Genomic DNA, 18,628 nt, shown 5'->3' on the forward strand with positions numbered 1-18,628 from the left:
CCTAAAATGTCGAAACGTGAGCATCTTCGATTGCGTCAAGGATTTGGGTGTAATCAGATTTAGTTGATTGCTCATAGATTCTTGAGGAATAAGGTGATGTGACCGTGACCTGAACGCTGTCTTCTTTTTCAACGGTGCTGACGGCCACCAGTCCGAACACGTATAGCCCGCATCCATCGCCGCCGAACGTCTCGCCTTCCTCACCATAATCCGCTGTGGCCATCACGCTGTAAAAATCTGCTAGTGTTCTCATGTTTGCCCTCCTTGGCTTTTGCCCGACCTTCTACTGCGCATTTGCGCCTTTCGTTGACTCTCAACGTCGTAGCCGTAACACCGGGTTCCTGGAGCAAGCAAGGGTGGGCTGAGCGCAAAAAGTTTTGCCGGGCTTGCAAAAGTTTTTCGCCCCTTGCTGGCGGAAGGGTTCCGGTGTAGCCGCGCAGCGGCGGTAGGCGGAGCGTGAGAACCAATGAAAGGCGCCAGGTCTTGCTGGCAGATCGCCAGGCGCTGCACAGCAGCGCAAGCCTTTGAAACTACCCGTTCTTGGTAGTTTCAGGCCGCCGCGCGGCCGAGGGAGCTTCTGGAGGCGACAAACGAGTGCGGCTGGGTTTTGCCGTACCGTTTACTATGCTGCATCCTTTTGATCGTTCGCTTCGTGATCTGTGTTGCCCGGAGGGCGTGAGGGGGCGTGGCCCCCGCCCTCCCAGCCGGGACGGCCGCCGCACTGCTCCCTCGGCCGCGCGGCGGCTACCCGGCGAGATGGCAATCAAATACCGTCAAACGCTTGTGGCTCTAAGCATTTGACGGCATCTGTGATATAATATAGGAAGCAGAAAAGTTAATGAGCGGTGGTATCTTCATATTCGGGAGAAGGTGAGGCTTATGGGCGTAAGGTTCATAACCTTTAATTCCAACGGAAGGAGGTACGGGTCTGCTTTTGATTGGCGCTTTGGCGACAATCACGGCCTTTGTCAGTGCGCTAGCTCTGCTTGTCCTCGCGGTAACGCGATTGGTCAATGCAGTGCGCAAGCTGATGAAAGCAACCGGCTTCGGCCGGAAAAAATGAGCAAACTAAAAGCCGCTTCAACTTTGGCGAGAGGTCGCGGCTTTAGTTTGTGACTTTTGTACCACCGTTCTTTAAACGGCTTCTGCTGTGGAAGGGCACTCCTTGTGGGGTGCCTTTTCGCTTGTCTATATTATAACATGGTCTCAATGTGAAGGAAACGGGCCAGCTCCCGCTGGGCCTCTTACGCCACTTGATACACGCCGCGTGTGACACGTTCAAAATAGCGTTCGTCCTGCACCACCTGTCGGGCCTTTGCTTGCCAGTTAGGGTTTCCTTGCGCCTTGGCAGTCTTGGCCAAGGCGTCGTATAGGTCGGCCAGCTTCGTAACGCCGCGTCCCCTGACAATAGAATAGATGAGGTCCCGCCAAGTTGCGTGTGGCATGTCGGCCATTGTTCGGGTGAAGTCTTTGGTGTACTTGATGTTGACCTGCCAGATTTCGCCCTTTTTGAATACCAACAAGTGCTCGTGCGCGATAGGGACAAACGTCCCGCCGTAGCTCTTCCGCCCGCTAACAGTGTTGAACTGCTCCTTGATGAGGTGACACTCTAGGTCGCCGTACCAAGTCATGTCCTTAATAATCGAGTAGTAGTGGCCTTTCTTGCGAACGTCTCCGACTAGGAAAGCATGTCGTCCGCCCTTGACCAGACTGTCGTATATCTTCTCGTTGATAATGTCTAGCTCCTTGATGAAGTCCGCGTAGGGCATGGCATTTGATAGGTCGTCCGGGTCGTAGGCGCCGCGTTGGGTCGCGTAGTCGATGATGTCCCAGTACGGCGGGTGCGAGAACACAAAGTCTGACTGCACCGGCGTGTCGTCCTTGAGCGCGTCCCAGCCGGTCAATAGGTCTAGGTGAACACTGTCAGTGAGGCCAAGGTCGGTAGCTACGTCCTTGCCCGTGCCGCCACCGCTAAAGACCTCCACAAATTTCTTCGGCCGATACGTCTCTAGTAAGTCTTTGATGACGTGGCCTGATACGTTACCTCGGTAACTGCTCTTGCCCCACCGGCCCCGGTCTTGGTAACTTAGAATGCTTGATTTCAATGGCATTTTTGCTCACGCTCCTAACATTGCTTGGTCAAATACCGCTTTCAGGTCGGGGGCCAAAAGTCCGCCGTCGGGCCCGGCCAGCGCCGCTAGCGTGGCCCGATTGACGGCCTCCAGCTCTTGCTGGCTGGCCTTACTAGGGTTGATGCCCAGCTCAATGCACAACAAGGCCGATACGTACCATTCACGGTTTCCCTTGTTGAACTCCGCCAGCGTCTTGTAATAGGCATTAACCATGCTGACGCTAACGCTGTCCGCGACAACCTCCTCTAGCTGTTTGGTGAGGAGCTTCTTGTAGTGTTTTTTGGGTACCACGGTTTCATTCCAGCAGTACGTCATGTCCTGCATGGTCTGGGCCAGCTTGTCTGCTGGTTGCTTCACAACGTCCTCGTATACCGTCTTCATACTGTCCGCCTCCTATCCGATGTAGTCCATGCCGATGATTACGTGCTCTGGGTTGTCGGCCAGTGCAACGTTCACACCGTACTCGTCTGGCCGTCGAACGGCTTGTGCAAGAATGCTCTGCTTGCCCGCTTTAAGAGCCTCTAGCTCATTGCGTGCGCTGACGTGTTCCGACCAGTCGGCCTGCTCTCCCAGAATTTGATACCCGCAATAGATGATATATGATTTCATGATTATCCCTCCTAGGCCATGTGGGCGTTGCTCTTGATTGAGTACGCGTCTTCCGGCGATACGACCAGACTATCTAACATTTTGATACCCACAACGTTCCCGGCTAGCTCCATTGCTTGCATCTGCTGGCGGTCTGCGTCCGATGGGGTGCAATCACCGCTGGGGTGGTTGTGAGCCATGATGAAGCTCACGGCGTTGCACAACAGCGCTGATTGTAAGATTTCGCGTGGTGCGGCAAGGGCCTTGTTGACTGTGCCAATGAACACGCGTTGGGCGGCGATGACTTGGTTCTTAGTATCTAGGAACATTGCCAACAGACTCTCGCTGGCATCGTCGCCGATGATTTGTTGGGCCACGTATGTTGCCGTGAGCTCGCCAAGGATAGGAACCCCGGCCCATGACAGCGGTATTTTCGTTTGCACCAGTTTCACAGATGTTACCATAACCGCATTTTGAGTTACTTTGATTGTCGTCTTCATCAGATTACCTCCTGGGCTTCCGGCCCGACCTTCTACTGCGCATTTGCGCTTTTCTTCATCTCTCGACGTCGTAGCCGTAACACCGGGTTCCTGGAACCGGCAAGGGTGGGCTGAGCGCAAAAAGTTTTGCCGGGTTTGCAAAAGTTTTTCGCCCCTTGCCGGTGGAAGGGTTCCGGTGTAGCCGCGAAGCGGCGTTAGGCGTAGCGCGAGAGATGAAGAAAAGCGCGGCGGGCTTCTGGCGGTACGCCAGGCACTGCGAAGCAGGGCAAGCACTGATCACTCCTTCTGGATTCTTGCAAGACCGCAAAACAGCAGTAGGAGACTAAAGTAACCGTGGCGTGCGCAAGGGCCCCCTGGGCGCGCCGCCACATAACGTTGAACAGCCTACACTCGGTTTGTGAGTGCAGGCTGTGGCCTGGCTTGAAGGATCAAAAAAAGAGAACCACCATCCTGGTCTTCTCAACCTGGGCACCGGTTCTCGTTTCTGTAATCAGTCCTTGAGGTGATCTCTCTTGATGATTCGGTAGACAGTACTGCGCGCGACGCCGATTCTTCGCGCAACTTCCTTTGTGGGCACGCCTTCGCCAACAAGCTTCACCAGCTGCTCGTAGGCCAAACGATTCTTGGCGTTCTGAACGTCGGCGGAGTACAAGATTCGGCCACCTTTATACGCGCCGCGTTTCTTAGCTTCGGCGATGCCTTCTTGTTGCCGCTCCAGAATCTTTCTGCGCTCTTCCTCGGCCTGGTATTTGTTCAGCTCCAGGAAAATGTTGATGATCAGGCGGCGCAAGTTAGGTTCCTTGATCTCGCTAAAAGTAGGCAAACTCAAGATGTTCAGCATAGCGCCTTTGCTGTTGATGATCCCGATGACCTGGCTCAGCTCAGCGTTATTGCGACCCAGGCGATCTACGCTAAGCACCGCCACCTCGTCGCCTTCATGGATGTAATCAAGCATCGCCCTGAGCTGCGGCCGCTCCAGGTTCTTGCCGCTTAGCTTGTCGGCAAATACCTTCGTGACGCCCGCCTGGTCAAAGGCGGCAAATTGACGCGCCAAATTTTGATCTGTCGTGCTGACTCGCGCATAACCAACTTTGGCCATTAGTGTCCACCTCTCTGCTTAGCGTGCAAGTCGTGGTTGAGGCCGGCCTGCTGCAAGGCTAGCTCGGTCGCGAGTAGCCGATTGATAAGTTCCGAAGTTCGTTCGCCACTTGTGCTTTTGACCTGGTCTAGCACTAAGCGCTGCTCAGGCGTCATTGTGACCTTAATCTGTGTATTCGTTGCCTTGATTGCCAAAGTTACCCCACCTTTCAGCACAACTTTGGGCCGAGTTGGCCCACTTTGTCTAAATCTCCTCAAGCTCGATGTTGTCTAGGTTCGCGTGCGGGTGATCTTTACGATAAGCCTTGTACGCTTCCGTGCGGTTGAGACCGCGATATTGGCCAGCGGGTTTGCGGTATTCTCGTTCAGTACCATCCTTTTGCGTGCGTCGCGTGACCTTGATTGCCTGGTACTTTCTGGGCTTCAGCACCGGGGCCTGGTCTGTTGGTACATACACAGGTTTGTCTTCTTTGCTTAGCGCCTCATAGGCTGGACGCAGCACTTCTGTTTCCAGCAATGGCGGGTGTCCTTCCTCCCAGGGCTGATCTTCAACCAGAGAAAGATTACCGCTCACCACTTCGGTCTGCTGGGTTGGCCAGTACCCCCGGCCAGCGCCTTCCCATCTAATAATAGGTTCTTCAGAGAACGGGCTGAAGAACTCATTTTCCCGTCGTGTCAGTGCCGCAGCACTGTAACAAACCTTGAACCTTGGCTGATAGCCAAACTGCTTCTCCAGCTCCGCTTCGATTTCAGCGCGTTTCTCCACCGGATAGGCGCGGAATATGCGGCTCTCCGTATGCAGCCTCGGCAGCTTTGATTCCCATTGCCACCAGGCGTCCAGGTGGTCACTTGCAAGCGTTTCGCGTTGGTGCCAATCAAAGCTAAACGGATCCAGCTTGCTTCGGTCTGGTGTTTTGACGAGGAACTTGCCTTCAAAGGAGGCCGTGATAACGTCCGCCGACTCAATCACATCAAAGCCTCGCGGAGGCTGATCATCTGATGAGTGCCCGATAACCCCGGCATACAGATCCAACGGCCGGATCGCCTCTGCCTCACGTTCCTTCAATGCTGCGCGCTGGCTTTGTACCATTTTCTCAACTGCAACGAGATCGTCAGCCGTGGCGTATCGTTGGATGAAGCGCTTGGTTGCACTTCGATCGCTAGCAATCCGGGTCGCTTCTCGGTGAGCTGCGTTCCATTTCTGCTGCTTACTGATTGTTTTCGCCAATGCCTTCACTCCCGTCGTTGTGTTCTGATTAAGCGATTCCGACTATTTACTTCTATTATAGATGGGGTTCTCCGATAAGTACATACACATGTACCGAACCGTGGAAATTTCTTTTTCTTTGATAATACACCCTGGTGGGACACGATAAACGTTAATTTGACGGGTTCCGAAAATGTCCCACCAGGGTATACCCTGGTGGCCTAAATAATTCGAGTACAGCAGTGGCGCAATCCTTATGTTAGAGGGTTGCGCCACTTTTTCATATACGCCCGTTTAACGACCTCTTACTGAAGGATAGCTGTGCCTTCTCTGCCTTGCGAAGAAGGCGGCAGGCAAGAGCCTCATCAGTGCATTGGCAGCAATCTACAATCTCGGCTGTATCCGCATTTTGTAGGTCGTATATCTGTGAAAGTCTGGAAGAGATGGTGCTGTCAGACCAGCAAAGATAACCATCGTAGAATTGTTTCCAGGTCATCATAAGCTTGCGGTCAGGCTCACCATCATTTCGCCACCGATGTTCGTGATGGTAAACGTGTCATTCATCATAAGCATTTCCCTCTCAATCTGATATTTGAATGGGAACATGTAGCTCATTTCGCGTAAGTCCTGAAGGGTAAAGTTTCCTTTATCCTCGACGGTCATACCGGCACTTACCAGAAGTGCATTTACTTTATCGTCTCGCACTTCATGCTTTATGATAGTGTAGCGACCCGATTTCTCAGCTTTCAAAGCGCCTATCGCCTTCATTGTTGCGATGATCTTGTCGATGGAGTGGAACAATGTGGCGCGTTCACCCCATTCATCAAAGATCTTCTGCTTTAGTTGCTGGATCGTAAACTCCTCTTCAAATTCGGAGAGCTTACCGACGATCCTCGACACATCTACAAATATCGGGTATGTGACGAGGATGATACACCAGTGGGCCGCAAGCGAATTATCAGAATCGTTTTCGATAAGAACCCGTGCCTGTGTTCGCAGAGATTCCGTCTCCGGATTCTCGTAATACCATAAGTTCATCAGAATCTCTCTGGTTTTACGCAGGTTTGTAGGACTCTTGATTTCAAAGCTGAGGTATTCATTCAGCCTATCCTTATAATCTTGTTCTGGCAGATTCTCGGATAATAGCTCGACGGCCTTGTTAAGCCATGTCATCTTCAAATTTCTCGAAAGTCCGACCATCTTACCCATTGTTATCCACCGCCTTTATTTTAATAAATGGCACGATCACTTCGTCCACTGTTATGCCTCCGTGTGTCATCACCTTGTCACCTTTCGCGTCAAAGGATTTTCCAATGTTGCAGATCAAGTAATCGTACTGCTTGTCAAGAAAGTACTTCGGATACTCGATCATGTCATATTGTTTCTTCATTTTCTCTTTGTCTGCAAACTTCTCCAGAACCAACATGCGATGGCTCTTTGTTTCTGTTTCAACGCCGAGCTTCATCAGTTTTCCCTGACCGATGCATGGAGTATTACCGTGATCAGCCGAAATATAGACATCAAAGCCCTTACTGAGTAGATTTCGCACAAGCGTCGCGAGCTTACCCATACTAGACAGGTATTCCACATCACGATACATGCCGGATCGTCCCTGCTGCTGACCATGAACCATATCATCTATGTCATTAATGATGACGCAACCACAACGAATCGTCGGTCCAAAGTCGGCATCGTATCCTCGATGATATTCAACCTGCTCTTTGCGCAGGCCAAAGCTCATCGCACAATCGGTGAATTCCTTACCTTCCTTGCTGGTACTCCACGGGCTAAAAAGCTGCCGTGGATATTTGCCGGAAACAAGGCTCTGTCGAGAGAGTGATGTGATCGTCGGAATCATGGCAAAAGCCGCAGATCGTTCGTACTTTATGTCTCCGAAGCTTCGAGACAATATTGTCCAGTCAAATTCCGACATTCCGTCCATGACGATAATCACGAATTTATCGCTGTGATTATACATGTAATCCATCGCGCCCTTGACGAGCACAGGCGTTTCCCGATCTGAAGTAATCTTTCCTGAAAGCTTGCCGAAGCTCTCAAGTATGAATCTCAAGAACGGTTCCTGCACGAACTCGGCATCCGCGTCGATCTCATAAGCTGCGCAGAAGACATCAATTTCAGATTTTGCCTCTGCTACCTTGATCCAATTCTTATAGTTCTGCGTCTTTTCTGCCAGAACAGAAACATCTTTGATGCGCTGGTTCACATATTCGCGAACATTGTCTTTGCCGTAGACGACATCATCTATGAAGTCTTTCGTCTTATCGTACGTTCGGCAATCGTCGTAGAGGCTTTTATACGCCATGCAGAGAAGATCAAAATTCAGGTCTGCCTTCTCCCGTATGCACTGTATCTGCAGATGCGGGAAGAGATTCATCAAAGAAATATGAAATTTGTAAGAACCACAAGCCTTCAGAACATCATATGGTATGTAGACCTTTGGCTCTGCGAGAATCAGATACTTATCCTGACCACTTTTGAATTTATCTTCCCACTCAATCCTGAAGCTCAGATCATCTTTGTAGTGAAGGATCTGAAAACCTCTGTGCTCAAACTCATCTGTATAGTGCGTCTGTTCGTCAAGGCCGTCCTCATCAATGAATAGCATGCGTGAAGTGTTGGAAGCATAAGTTTTTTCATATATATATTTTCCGAACATTATCACGCCTCCAATCTGACAAGTAGGCACAACTTAAATTCCGGATAGACCTCTTGTCCTTTTCTATATTGCTCCTCTACGGCTGCTTTTTCTTTTTCCAGTCGCTTCAACCGGGATTTTCTGATGTTATCTATGCCCACATGCTCCGTAGCTTCTGTCCGAAGTTTCAGAGCATACATGTACTTGTCATAGCTTTCCTTATTTCTTTTTAACTGCTGATCCTTTAATTCAAGAAACGAATCGTACGCAAATTCTTTGCTCAGCTTTTCAAGCTGCTGATACTCGTCTCCAGTTAAGTTCGGTACGGAATGGACAGAAAGTTGTGACGTTCCATCAAGGAACACATCCATAATCCGCTTCCCAGCCATTGGTCGCAGCACAAAATCTTTATTGACAAATACAGGGAGTATTCTCTGGCCCATTTCATCATCGGTTGCAGACAGATTCCAAAGCATGAAGTAACCTTCCTCGTTCGGAAAATCCTGAATCGAAACCGACAATATCGGAGAGAATCGATCCTGAATCACGTCTGCATTGAGATGCCGCGTAATGCTATCGTCATTGATACTAATATCCATAATGAGCCGCGGGTCCAATCCCTGCCATGCATCATAACAGGTGAGCATCTGGTGCAGAGCGGTATCCACATCAAAGTTCGATTTCTTCCCGACGAGCTTCGTCAGGTCTTTGTCTTCATGAAGCAGGCTCTTGTATTTCTGTGCGTTTTTCAGCTCCTGCCGTAGCTCAGACTCTACCGGATACAGATTCTCATCGGATTTTCTATGCGGCCTGCTGATCGAACGCATATAGACATCGGTAAAATCAACTTCTGCAACTTCGCTATCAAGGACATCAGAATACTTATCGACGCCCATTTCTTTGAGGATCACAGAGAGCTTTTCTTCCAGCACTTCCCGTACACGGTTTTCAATCGTATCTGTTACGATGAAATTGAAAATCTGCACATCTCGCTTTTGCCCGATACGATCTACACGACCGCAGCGCTGCTCGATTTTCATCGGATTCCACGGCAGATCGTAGTTGATGATGATATTCGAGAACTGTAAGTTCAGGCCTTCACCACCGGCATCGGTAGAAATAAAAACGTTCGTATTGTCGTGGAATTCCCGAAGTGCCTCGTTACGCTCTTCGATACTCATCCGTCCATTCAGGATTGTCACAGAATATCCCATAGTCGTTAGCAGTCGCTGGAGATATTCCTGCGTAGCCACAAATTCCGTAAAGATGATAATTTTCTGGTTTCTATCTGCGTTTAGGAGAGCGTCTATCGTATTCTCCAGCGTTTCGATTTTTACATCCGGGTGCTGGAACTCCGCCTGCTTGGCAACCGCGATAATATTCTCCAGCTCGCTGATTTCTTCTTCCATATCGAGAGACATGGCTTGAAGTGCATCCTCGACGTCATCTTCAATATCTAGCTCCGCCAGATTTTCTTCGGTAAGAGAGCCAATCTTGGTATTCTGGGTTTTCAAAATTTCAAGCCGCCGTTCGAGGCTCTGGCGGATTGCTGCTGTGCTGCTTGTCACCATGCGCTGCATAATGATAAGCAGGAAAATCAGGCACATATTTTTCTTGCGGTTCCGGAGTGCCTTGTTATAGGTCTTCGAAACATAGGACGTGACCATCTCATAGAGCTGTCTTTGATAGGTATGCCGTTCGTCCCAGGTCAGCTCGACCAGATGTGTGACACGGTTCTTAAACAGCAGATTTCCGTTAGTGTCTATAGCCTCGCGCTTTTCTGTACGGATCAGGAACGAAGCAACCTGTTCCTTGACTACGGATTTTGCGTTCGGAAAGGCATCCTCGTCAAGCAGGCGGACCAAACGTAGGAAAGGTTCGGTCTTGCCGTTGTGCGGCGTGGCTGTCAGGAGCAGCAGATATGGGCTTGCCTGTGAAAGTAGATACCCGAGCTTATATCTTGCCACTTCACCGGAAGAACCAGCAACGCGGTGTGCTTCATCAATGATGATTAGATCCCATCCGCTGTTAATGATGGAATAAATGCGCTCCTGGTTATATTGTTCTACGCGTTCCTCCGTCCACCCAGCATGTTTTTCGAGCGGCTTGATCGAATCCATCGGCGAGATGACTTGATCGTATTGCCCATAGACATCATCGCTGTCCGTTAGCCTGCGAATCGTATCGTAGTCCGACGGGAGAATCACCTGAAACTTCTCGTGGAATTTCTCCTGCATTTCCGCAGACCACTGCGTTACAAGACCAGTCGGGCAGACTACAAGCGTCCGCCTGACCAGTCCTCTTGCTTTCAGCTCCTTGATAACCATGCCAGCCTCGATCGTTTTCCCGAGGCCGACCTCATCCGCCAGAATATAGCGGATATTGTTCGTAGACATCACGCGGTTCAAAACATGCAGCTGATGTGGCAGCGGAATGACACCACTGGCAAGAGAAGTCAGGAGTCCTCCCGCAGTTTCGTTTTTAATCTTTGACAGCAGCGTAACATAGCGCAGATAGTTCTCATCGTAAGTATTCGAGCCGGACGAATCACTCAAGCTGTCCGCCATCACCTTATAGACACTTCCTGCGGACGGATCGAAGACGCGATAGGATACGTATCCCCACACTTCGAGGCATTCAAGAACCTGTACGCTTTTTCCTGTATTCCTGTCAAAGGCGAATTCACCTGCCTTCAGCATGCGCTGCCACCTCCAAAAATGTGCAGTTTAAAGCCTTACTGCACGCGGCTCAAGCTGATATCGTAGTACATCAGTAGCTTATCGTCTTCCTGAATGGTCTGCTCCGGCAGACGCTCTGCCATATCAACGATGGCCTGATAGTTCTTGTCTTTCCAAAGGCGCGAGAAGCCGACACGGATAGCCTCAGAGCGAAACAGCTTCAGCTTGCCTTTGCTGTTCATATAGCTCTCGAATTCCTTCCAGAGGTTCTTCTCGCGGAGCTTAGCGACGTCGCCTTCCTTCGTGCGGTCCGGAATATACCAGCGGCCTTTATCGTCCTGAATGAAGTTCTCGTCCAGCATGACAGACAACTCCGGCATATTCTCATAACGGTCCACGGACTTCACTTCCTGCATGAACTTCGGTTGAAGCTCCGCGTAGGTCTGTGGCGTGTCAAGCTGCTGATACAACCATGCGATAGCGGACTTCTCGTTCGAGACAAACAGCTCGAACTGGATCGGTTCGACGTCCATCTTGATGCGAGCCGTGTCGTATTCGTTAACCTGATCCGGCAGGAAATACATATCGTCACGCTTCAAGAACTTCTCATCCAGTCCCTTATAGAAATCCGTCGCGTCAATCGGCACAGGAATTCCATTCATAATGTGATAGGCAACCATCCTGTCAAAAAGCAGGTACGCCTGTCGCTCGGAGATGATGTCAATCTTGCCGTCATGATCCGCATCGACTATAACCGGGAGGTTCGCAAGGTGTTGACGAACAAAGGCCCACGCGGTTTCAGATTGTCCAGCACTTTCGTGCAAGGTCCGTGTAAGGTCGTTCTTTGGTTTATAGGCCGATATGACAAGATCTTGTTTAACAGCCGAGGTATTATTGACCTGTTTGAAGCTTCCAGATTGCTTATCAAGTGTCCTTACGTCGGCAATAATAAAACCAGCTCTTTGTAAAGCTTCTTGTATCGCATTCCAAACAGCATTTTTAGAATTATGAAATTCAACGGTCATCCACCGATTTGGTTTAAGAATTCGATAACACTCCTGAAAACAAGATGTCATTAGCGTCTGATATTCAGGCAAGGCTTTTCCCATTGTAGGATTTACAATAGCTTCGTATTTGCTGTTAGTAACAACCTTCAGCCAAGATTCCCATAAGAAGCTCAATTCTGCATAATTCAAATTCGCACCAAAAGGTGGATCAGTAAAAATATAGTCAATACTGTTTTCCTGTACATCGAGTTTTGTTGTTGAAGCAGTGGAAATGCAATATGTATTTCCTTTATTGTTAGAAAGTGCTTCTGTAAATTTACGAATTTTCCCTTCATAAGCATTGAAAGGATTTGCTTCACTTACCATTGAAGAAACATAAAGTGTTCCGCTTAATGGATTGTAAGGAAACGATACTTGCGGGCGGAAACGGTTCATTTTACTTATGTTAATAATCTGGCTTGTGAACCAAATTTGAAGCAAATCTTTGCATTCAGATTTCTGAATCAGGTCATACAGTTTTGACAAAGCATACAAAGTTCGCTTATAGAAATAATGATGAACATGCGTCAGGCCGATTTTATCGTTACGACGACTCTCTCTTCCTTCACGCATACGTAAAGTCGGATACCAATAGGGTATGTCCATTTCTTCAATCTTTTTGATCGTTGCAATATCCTCAGCATCCGGACGCTTAAAATATCTCTTACTACCATATTGGTAGTTAATAAGGACCGGCTTCTGTTTAACAATCTGATGTGGTTGTTTCAAAGCGGAATCATAGAAAGATTCAAACGAATTATTGCATTCTTTTTTCTTTAATTGAGCATTACATTTGGGACAAGCAAATGAATCGCTCACCTTTCCGGTAGTAGGATCAGCTGCGGCATCATAGAACACCACTTCCGAGCCGCAATGAGGGCATACGAACACATCAGACCAAACCGTATAATTGATTTTGCCCTTCTGTCTGATAAGTGTCGATGCAGCTGCAGACGGATCGGGTTCTGTAGCATACATCCATTTACACTCCTTATAGCTTTCGCTCAGTATTCTTTCGGCCTCAGACGTGAACTTTTGAATATCAATATCTGCATTATAATTATGTGCAATGCAAGTTGCTATTGGGGACAAGTCTTGCAGGATAGGGATACGAGCTCCCCATTCAATATCTGGGTCTTCAGCGTTCAAAACTGCTTGAAATTGAGATTCTGGGTGTGCGCACATATTTGCAGCAACACCCGTCATTCCGGTTCCGCAAAAGCCATCAAACACAAGATCCTTCGGCTTGGTGTAATGCAGTATATAACGCATAATAGCTTTATAAGGAACTTTCGTATGGTAAGTATGAGCGTTATAAATAGCGTCATTCTTCCCTTCACTTACATCCGCAGCATACGGCTCGCAATGATAATCGTCCGTCTCCTCGTCATACGGAGTCCCATTTTCTTCAATGAACTCCTTTATGAAGGGATTTGGGTAGGCTGTGTAATACGGCGCATCGGAGAGGGCAATGATGTCCTCATCCGAGCCGATTGGGAAGCCTTCTATATCGCGGACCTTGTCGAGGTCCTCTTTGGTTAGTTTTCTCTTCTCCATGTTTTTAATTCTCCTTACGCTTTACGACGATACGCAGCTTGCTTTCATCCTTGCCCTTTGTATAAGAAGCGATGATGTCATTCAGCTTCTTGCGGAAGTTGTCCTCGCTGAGCGGCTGCAGCTGTTCGAGCTTTTCCACCAGCGTTTCCGCGTCGATGACTACCGGCTCGAATCCCTTAAGCAGAGCGGTGATACTCTCCACAAAGAAATCATCTACGCGTTTTGGCCGCTCCTTTGAGGCGACAAAGTCATCGATGACTTTCTGCTGGTCGTTATTCAGGTACTGCTTTTGTGCGAGCACAAGCGGATCAGTGATGGTCTCCAGCAGCTTCTTCGTCCATTCCTGTGTCAGCTCATCAATGCCGTCGTCGATCTGATCCAGCAGTCCATGCACATTTCTCTCATGGCTGCTCATATCGAAATGGCAATGCGGGCAGATCGGATTCTTTTTCAGTTCGTTCGGAGTCAGCTCATAGCAGACCTTAATGTTCGCCATCGAGGTCTCGAGGTCAGATAGCTTCGCGCCGGGCAGGATTGTGATGCTATGCAGTTTCCGGAGATTCTTGAGCGCAAGACTCTCCTGAATCTTGCCTTTGCGCTGTGCGTCTTCAATGCCGAGGCGTTTTTTCGAATGCGCATCGTAGTAGAGATTGATGTACTTCTCCTGAACCGGCTCCAGCGCGTCCTTCACTGCGTGGGCTGCATCCGTTCCACTGGTGCCCTCTGCAATGCTGTCTCTGGCTGTACGGAAAGCTGCACGCGCGTCCTCGATGGAAGCTTTCAGTTCGTCAATACCGAAATTTTGGACACTTACAATGTAGCTAACGAGATCTCCACATTCGCTCTTGAAATCGAGATACTCCGGAATACGATGCAATGTCCAGATCTGCTTCTCAATTTTCTGAATCTCATCCATCGTATGGCGGAAATTATTCAGCTTCGCGAATGTGTTAAACTTCGCTGAGTAGTTGCTGAATTCCTCCTTGACCTTGTCGCAGGCGCTCTGCATGCTCGACTTCATCTGAGAATTCGCGAGTGGTTCTTCCCACAGCTCGAAGCCGTCAGAAAGCTTTCTCGTTCCGAGAACCGCATCATTGCAAAGATTCTGTGCAACCTGAATAAGCTGCTTGACGCCATTGTCTCGGTCCTTCGGTAGATCCAGAAGCGCAGGATTAAGGCCAAGCACCTCGAACATCTTCTTGAGCTCAGCAAGAGCCATCTTCGCCGGGCGGGAGATGTACTTGAATTCGTACAGATCAAGCGCATTTGTATTTGGAATCTCATCAAGGTTGGATGCCGTGATTGTCTTGCCATTGTTCAATGTAATAACTGCGTATCCCGCGTAGACAAGCGACAGGAAGATGATCGGTGTGAACAAGAAGCTGATCTTAAATTGCTTATCGATATACGCACCCATGAACTGCTCTTCAAACAGGTCTGTATAGTTCAGCACGCCCTCCGGCGGCAGCTCCTGCAGGCGATCGATATAATATCTGGCATACTTCGAGTTTTCCGGCTTGATCTTGTCATCCTCAAGTACGCCAAAGCTCTCGAGCATCATCCGTGCCTGCTGCGTCTTCCGGCCTGCAAAATAGTTAAAGGAATCCCGTGCCAGCCCTGCCATGTTCTTGCGGGTGACTCTTGTCTTCATGACCGGGAAGTCTTTGTACTTACCGGTGAAATATTCATCAAGGCAGATCGAGGCTGCGAGGTCGATGGTATCTTTGAAAGTCAGATCTGGACGATACTTGCCTTTCAAAACCTCAATCAGCTGTCGCATCTGAGCCTTGTAAGTTACATTGAAGCAGGTGTTCTTGTTGTCGCTCAGATATTTTACGAGCTGGCGGTTGAACATCTTCGCTTTGTTCAGGTATGCTTCCTTATCTTTGCCTTCGCTGATTTCGGCCAGTTGATTCGCCGCAGCATAAAGTTCAAGATTCTTCTTGAACTCGTCCGAAGAACGAAAGAAGAAATAGACCTCATCCGGGAGATTGGCAATATTCACATTGCCGTTGTCGTAAGGCGGCATGATGTGAATATAGAAGTCGCGCTCCGGCTGAGCAGTGCTGCGCTCTCCCGGAAGCCCCATAAAGAGATAGCCTTCTCGGAAGATATTGTGGCTGTTCCAGTTCAGGTCGTATTCGTAAATCTTGAAGTTCGTGACGTATTCCTTCGCGTCCCATTCAAGGCAGTTATAGACGACCGTATAGAAGTAGCGGTTCAGCTCTGCTGGAGCCAGGAGTGATGCCTTCTGGTTGATCTTCTCATCGTAGTCGACAATTTTATCGACATCGATATAGTACTGATTGTTGGCGTCGTTATGGATGATGAACTGTCCGGAGACCGTTGTCATAATGTCCTTGAGCGTGGTGTTAACAACGCCAAGGAGAAAGTCTGCGTCATTTTCCGGCATAGAGTCCAGATAAAGGCAAAGGTCATCTTTCAGGTTCTCAGCCGTCAGTCCGAACTGCACATCCAGGCCGTTCGTTGTTAGTCTGTGTACGCTGAGCGCATAAATGATCTGAATAGCCAGAGGCTGATAAACCATGTGCGGGAAGGAGCGATTGATAATCTCCTCAAGCTGCGTGCTGGCATTAACGACCTTGCTGATTGTAACGTCACTCTTGAGCAGTCCATTGCCCTTGATTGCAGGCCAATAAGTGTCAAAGGAATAGATTCCGGGTGCATCTTCTGGCACGTCTTTATCAAAGATGTCGTGGATGACCCTGGAAATGTTCTTCAGAATATGACGGTTCTCCACAAGATAGACCTTGTTGAACACATCGATATAGGCCGGATGAATTGGGAACAGGTCCACAAACTCATCCATGCGGGTAGACATGCCACTGTAAAGGCTGGAGAACTTCTCGAGGTGATTCCGGATCAGAGCCTTCTGTTCCGGGTTTTTCTTCAGGATTCTTTCCGAAACAACGTACTCCGTATCTTCCTTTGTAATCTCCATCTGCGTGAAACGGTCGCTGACGTGCTTCAGCGTTTCAGAGACAAAGCTGAATTTCGGATTATCGAAGATCTTCTCCTGAATGCCGAGAATGATGCGGAGATTGCTCTTGGAGCACATCTCTCCGAACGCACGCAGCACTTCCAGGTCGAGAACCAGCTGGCGCTCGTCTCTGGAGGTCAGGTAGGCAAGGAACTCGTCTACAACGATCAGGTATCCCTTGTCCGGGTACTTGGCATTGAAGGCTTCCATCATCTGACGGATGACTTTCTTGTTGTCGCGGACCGTTGAGCAGTCTGGTTTCTTGAAGTCAATGCCCCGACGCTGGAAATCTTCCTCGATGTAGTCGAAGAGAATATCGTAGAGCGTCATGGTAACGCCACCGATTTCCAAACGCAGGATCTCAAACTTACCTGCGACCCGCTCCATGCGTTTAGCAAAATTCTGGTTCTGTAGATATTGGAGATTCCCTGCGTCATTGGCCACAGCAGAAATCACACTCATCAGGTGAGATTTACCGGTACCATAGTTACCTACGACGAAAACGCCTTTATTGTCTACAACTTCGTCCATCTGGAGTTGGTCGATGACCGGAGCCTGCAGGCTCTCCGCCATGCTGTCCGACATGACATAGGTCTGCACGAGCTCTTTTACTCCGTTTTCCGTTTTTGTCCCCTCAACAAGCTGTATCGTCGATTCGACAGGCTTGAAGCTTATTAGCTCTGAATACTTCATGTTGGTGTTTCCTCCTTAAATGACACAGGTGATGTCATAGTTCTTTACTTCATATGTTTTATAATCCGGATACCCTTGTTCGCTGTAATAAAGCGTTCCGTTTTCGTATCGTCCCGGCCAAATTACGCTGTAGGGTTTGCTCTTCCGAGCCTCGGTCAGAATTTTCAAAACGTCGACCTGATAGGCCGGATTGAACATCACGTCGATATCCTTGATGACCACGTTGTCCGGATACTGTACGATTACACTTTGAAAGCATGAGGCAAGCCTCATCGTCCTACTCCGCGGAGATACGTCCTGCAGCTTTTCCGAAAGAGGTCTACTGACAGACACCGGCTGTGAAGACAGCCTCCTTATTCGTGTCCAGTAAATGAGCAGCCGGGAAATGGTGTTCTTTTGTCTTTGGAGATTTCCGTATTCAATAATCTCACCCATTTCAATCCGCCTTTCTCATTTTGCCTCTTCATCCGTCATTTCCATTATGTCGCTAACATCGCAACCCAAGGCAACGCATATCTTTTCTATGATCTCTGTATTCACATTTTCATTTTTTCCAAGTTTTGTTATTGACGCCGAGCTGATACCGGCAGCTTTCTGTAAATCCTTCTTTTTCATATCGCGATCTATCAGTAGTTTCCACAATTTCTTATAGCTAATGGCCATGACGCTTACCTCGCTTTCCGCCAAAATCAGACTTGTAAACCTATTATACACATTCTTCAATGTGAAATCAAGATTTAATCGAGTGATCGAATGAATTTTCCCGCTGAATTCTTGATTTATATACAAGCTTTTGATATACTGTACTTAATCTATCTTTAAGGGCGGTGGCTGTCTTTTCCCTTGCGAGGTGAGGCCCATGGGAACATGGAATAATCTTCAGGAAGGTTTCACAGTCAATGAGCGTCTTCCAGACACTCTCGTTGATGTTGCTGTTTGGCACGTTTTTAATCGCGCTACTCAGCTATATCGACAAGCACCACAAATAAAAAAGCCGCCCCGATTATAACTTTGGCGAGTTACGGGACGACATTAATATAGTTTTGTAATTATGCCACCGCCTTTGAAGCGGCTTGCGTGGGAAGTCCTGTTTTCGGCAGGGCTTCCTTTTTCTGCCTTCATTATAGCATGTCCTTTAAAAACTGGCTAACGTTTCAGACTTTGATCGTATTCAGGATCAGGTTGTTTGATTCCCGGATTCTTTTCAGAAAATGCTTGCAGCTGTTTTTGAGTTCGATCACTAATTTCTTGGTGCACATCGTTTAACTGATTTTTTAATTGCGCTTTTTGTTGTGGACTAGTTGTTTGTTGAATTTGTTGTTGCAAGCCTTGATAGGACTTATTAAGATCATGGGCTGATAGCTTTTTTAGATCATGCTCAGGATCTTTTGGGGCTTCTTGTAAGCCTAATTGTTTGGCCCCAGTTTACAATTCAAGTGCAACACCTTAGCGACTAGACCAAAAAGGCCATG

Annotated in this window: 15 protein-coding genes and 1 pseudogene; 1 reads left to right on the top strand and 15 read right to left on the bottom strand. The window is 48.6% G+C overall.

From position 1 onward, the window contains the following. Position 1: 1 nt before the first annotated feature. The 14 genes from FC75_RS04885 to FC75_RS04955 all read right to left on the bottom strand — a co-directional run bounded on the left by FC75_RS04885 (position 2) and on the right by FC75_RS04955 (position 17,819). Positions 2–253 carry a hypothetical protein gene (locus tag FC75_RS04885; RefSeq protein WP_054663372.1) on the bottom strand — a complete coding sequence of 84 codons (252 nt, stop codon included), beginning with the start codon at positions 251–253 and terminating at the stop codon, positions 2–4. A 991-nt stretch (positions 254–1,244) separates the two neighbouring features. Next, a complete protein-coding gene (locus FC75_RS04890) occupies positions 1,245–2,111 on the bottom strand; it encodes a hypothetical protein (RefSeq protein ID WP_056989281.1) in 867 nt (288 codons plus the stop codon). Between the two features lie 6 nt (positions 2,112–2,117). After that, entirely contained in the window at positions 2,118–2,513 is a 396-nt protein-coding gene (locus tag FC75_RS04895) for a hypothetical protein (RefSeq protein WP_056989282.1), read from the bottom strand. A 12-nt stretch (positions 2,514–2,525) separates the two neighbouring features. Next, positions 2,526–2,741 (bottom strand): hypothetical protein, encoded by a 216-nt coding sequence (locus FC75_RS04900; RefSeq protein WP_054664858.1) that lies wholly within the window; start codon positions 2,739–2,741, stop codon positions 2,526–2,528. Between the two features lie 11 nt (positions 2,742–2,752). Further along, positions 2,753–3,220, bottom strand: a complete 468-nt coding sequence (locus FC75_RS04905; RefSeq protein ID WP_054664861.1) for a JAB domain-containing protein — start codon at positions 3,218–3,220, stop codon at positions 2,753–2,755. Between the two features lie 490 nt (positions 3,221–3,710). Beyond that, on the bottom strand, positions 3,711–4,319 hold the full coding sequence (locus FC75_RS04910) for a recombinase family protein (RefSeq protein WP_054664864.1): 609 nt from the start codon (positions 4,317–4,319) through the stop codon (positions 3,711–3,713). A 243-nt stretch (positions 4,320–4,562) separates the two neighbouring features. Then, on the bottom strand, positions 4,563–5,546 hold the full coding sequence (locus tag FC75_RS04920; protein WP_056989283.1) for a hypothetical protein: 984 nt from the start codon (positions 5,544–5,546) through the stop codon (positions 4,563–4,565). A 474-nt stretch (positions 5,547–6,020) separates the two neighbouring features. Continuing rightward, positions 6,021–6,734: a hypothetical protein gene (locus FC75_RS04925; RefSeq protein ID WP_054664873.1), complete on the bottom strand. Its 714-nt coding sequence runs from the start codon at positions 6,732–6,734 to the stop codon at positions 6,021–6,023. Next, positions 6,727–8,202 (bottom strand): PglZ domain-containing protein, encoded by a 1,476-nt coding sequence (locus FC75_RS04930; RefSeq protein WP_056989284.1) that lies wholly within the window; start codon positions 8,200–8,202, stop codon positions 6,727–6,729. Before FC75_RS04930 ends, FC75_RS04925 begins: the two co-directional genes overlap by 8 nt. Before the next feature lie 2 nt (positions 8,203–8,204). Continuing rightward, positions 8,205–10,880, bottom strand: coding sequence for a DEAD/DEAH box helicase (locus tag FC75_RS04935; RefSeq protein WP_054664882.1), 2,676 nt, complete (start codon positions 10,878–10,880; stop codon positions 8,205–8,207). 35 nt (positions 10,881–10,915) lie between these two features. Next, entirely contained in the window at positions 10,916–13,462 is a 2,547-nt protein-coding gene (locus tag FC75_RS04940; RefSeq protein ID WP_056989285.1) for a DNA methyltransferase, read from the bottom strand. 4 nt (positions 13,463–13,466) lie between these two features. Then, on the bottom strand, positions 13,467–17,156 hold the full coding sequence (locus FC75_RS04945) for a DUF6079 family protein (protein WP_056989286.1): 3,690 nt from the start codon (positions 17,154–17,156) through the stop codon (positions 13,467–13,469). Between the two features lie 15 nt (positions 17,157–17,171). Then, a complete protein-coding gene (gene brxF, locus FC75_RS04950; protein WP_056989287.1) occupies positions 17,172–17,591 on the bottom strand; it encodes a BREX-3 system P-loop-containing protein BrxF in 420 nt (139 codons plus the stop codon). Positions 17,592–17,606: 15 nt separating this feature from the next. Further along, positions 17,607–17,819 (bottom strand): helix-turn-helix domain-containing protein, encoded by a 213-nt coding sequence (locus FC75_RS04955; protein ID WP_056989288.1) that lies wholly within the window; start codon positions 17,817–17,819, stop codon positions 17,607–17,609. A 263-nt stretch (positions 17,820–18,082) separates the two neighbouring features. On the opposite strand from FC75_RS04955, the gene FC75_RS13175 reads away from it, so the two are divergent. After that, on the top strand, positions 18,083–18,145 hold the full coding sequence (locus tag FC75_RS13175; protein ID WP_222843308.1) for a putative holin-like toxin: 63 nt from the start codon (positions 18,083–18,085) through the stop codon (positions 18,143–18,145). Between the two features lie 157 nt (positions 18,146–18,302). Here the strand turns inward: FC75_RS13175 and FC75_RS12425 are convergent. Continuing rightward, positions 18,303–18,572 (bottom strand): annotated as a pseudogene (locus FC75_RS12425) (LtrC-like protein); the annotation flags it as partial. Positions 18,573–18,628 lie beyond the last annotated feature (56 nt).

It is taken from the genome of Lacticaseibacillus camelliae DSM 22697 = JCM 13995, from assembly GCF_001436615.1.
Taxonomy (GTDB): Bacteria; Bacillota; Bacilli; order Lactobacillales; family Lactobacillaceae; genus Lacticaseibacillus; species Lacticaseibacillus camelliae.

Bases quoted from the DNA above. Each gene is read 5' to 3' on its own strand.
- FC75_RS04885 (WP_054663372.1), bottom strand. From the start codon at position 253: ATGAGAACACTAGCAGATTTTTACAGCGTGATGGCCACAGCGGATTAT.
- FC75_RS04890 (WP_056989281.1), bottom strand. From the start codon at position 2,111: ATGCCATTGAAATCAAGCATTCTAAGTTACCAAGACCGGGGCCGGTGG.
- FC75_RS04895 (WP_056989282.1), bottom strand. From the start codon at position 2,513: ATGAAGACGGTATACGAGGACGTTGTGAAGCAACCAGCAGACAAGCTG.
- FC75_RS04900 (WP_054664858.1), bottom strand. From the start codon at position 2,741: ATGAAATCATATATCATCTATTGCGGGTATCAAATTCTGGGAGAGCAG.
- FC75_RS04905 (WP_054664861.1), bottom strand. From the start codon at position 3,220: ATGAAGACGACAATCAAAGTAACTCAAAATGCGGTTATGGTAACATCT.
- FC75_RS04910 (WP_054664864.1), bottom strand. From the start codon at position 4,319: ATGGCCAAAGTTGGTTATGCGCGAGTCAGCACGACAGATCAAAATTTG.
- FC75_RS04925 (WP_054664873.1), bottom strand. From the start codon at position 6,734: ATGGGTAAGATGGTCGGACTTTCGAGAAATTTGAAGATGACATGGCTT.
- FC75_RS04930 (WP_056989284.1), bottom strand. From the start codon at position 8,202: ATGTTCGGAAAATATATATATGAAAAAACTTATGCTTCCAACACTTCA.
- FC75_RS04935 (WP_054664882.1), bottom strand. From the start codon at position 10,880: ATGCTGAAGGCAGGTGAATTCGCCTTTGACAGGAATACAGGAAAAAGC.
- FC75_RS04940 (WP_056989285.1), bottom strand. From the start codon at position 13,462: ATGGAGAAGAGAAAACTAACCAAAGAGGACCTCGACAAGGTCCGCGAT.
- FC75_RS04945 (WP_056989286.1), bottom strand. From the start codon at position 17,156: ATGAAGTATTCAGAGCTAATAAGCTTCAAGCCTGTCGAATCGACGATA.
- brxF (WP_056989287.1), bottom strand. From the start codon at position 17,591: ATGGGTGAGATTATTGAATACGGAAATCTCCAAAGACAAAAGAACACC.
- FC75_RS04955 (WP_056989288.1), bottom strand. From the start codon at position 17,819: ATGGCCATTAGCTATAAGAAATTGTGGAAACTACTGATAGATCGCGAT.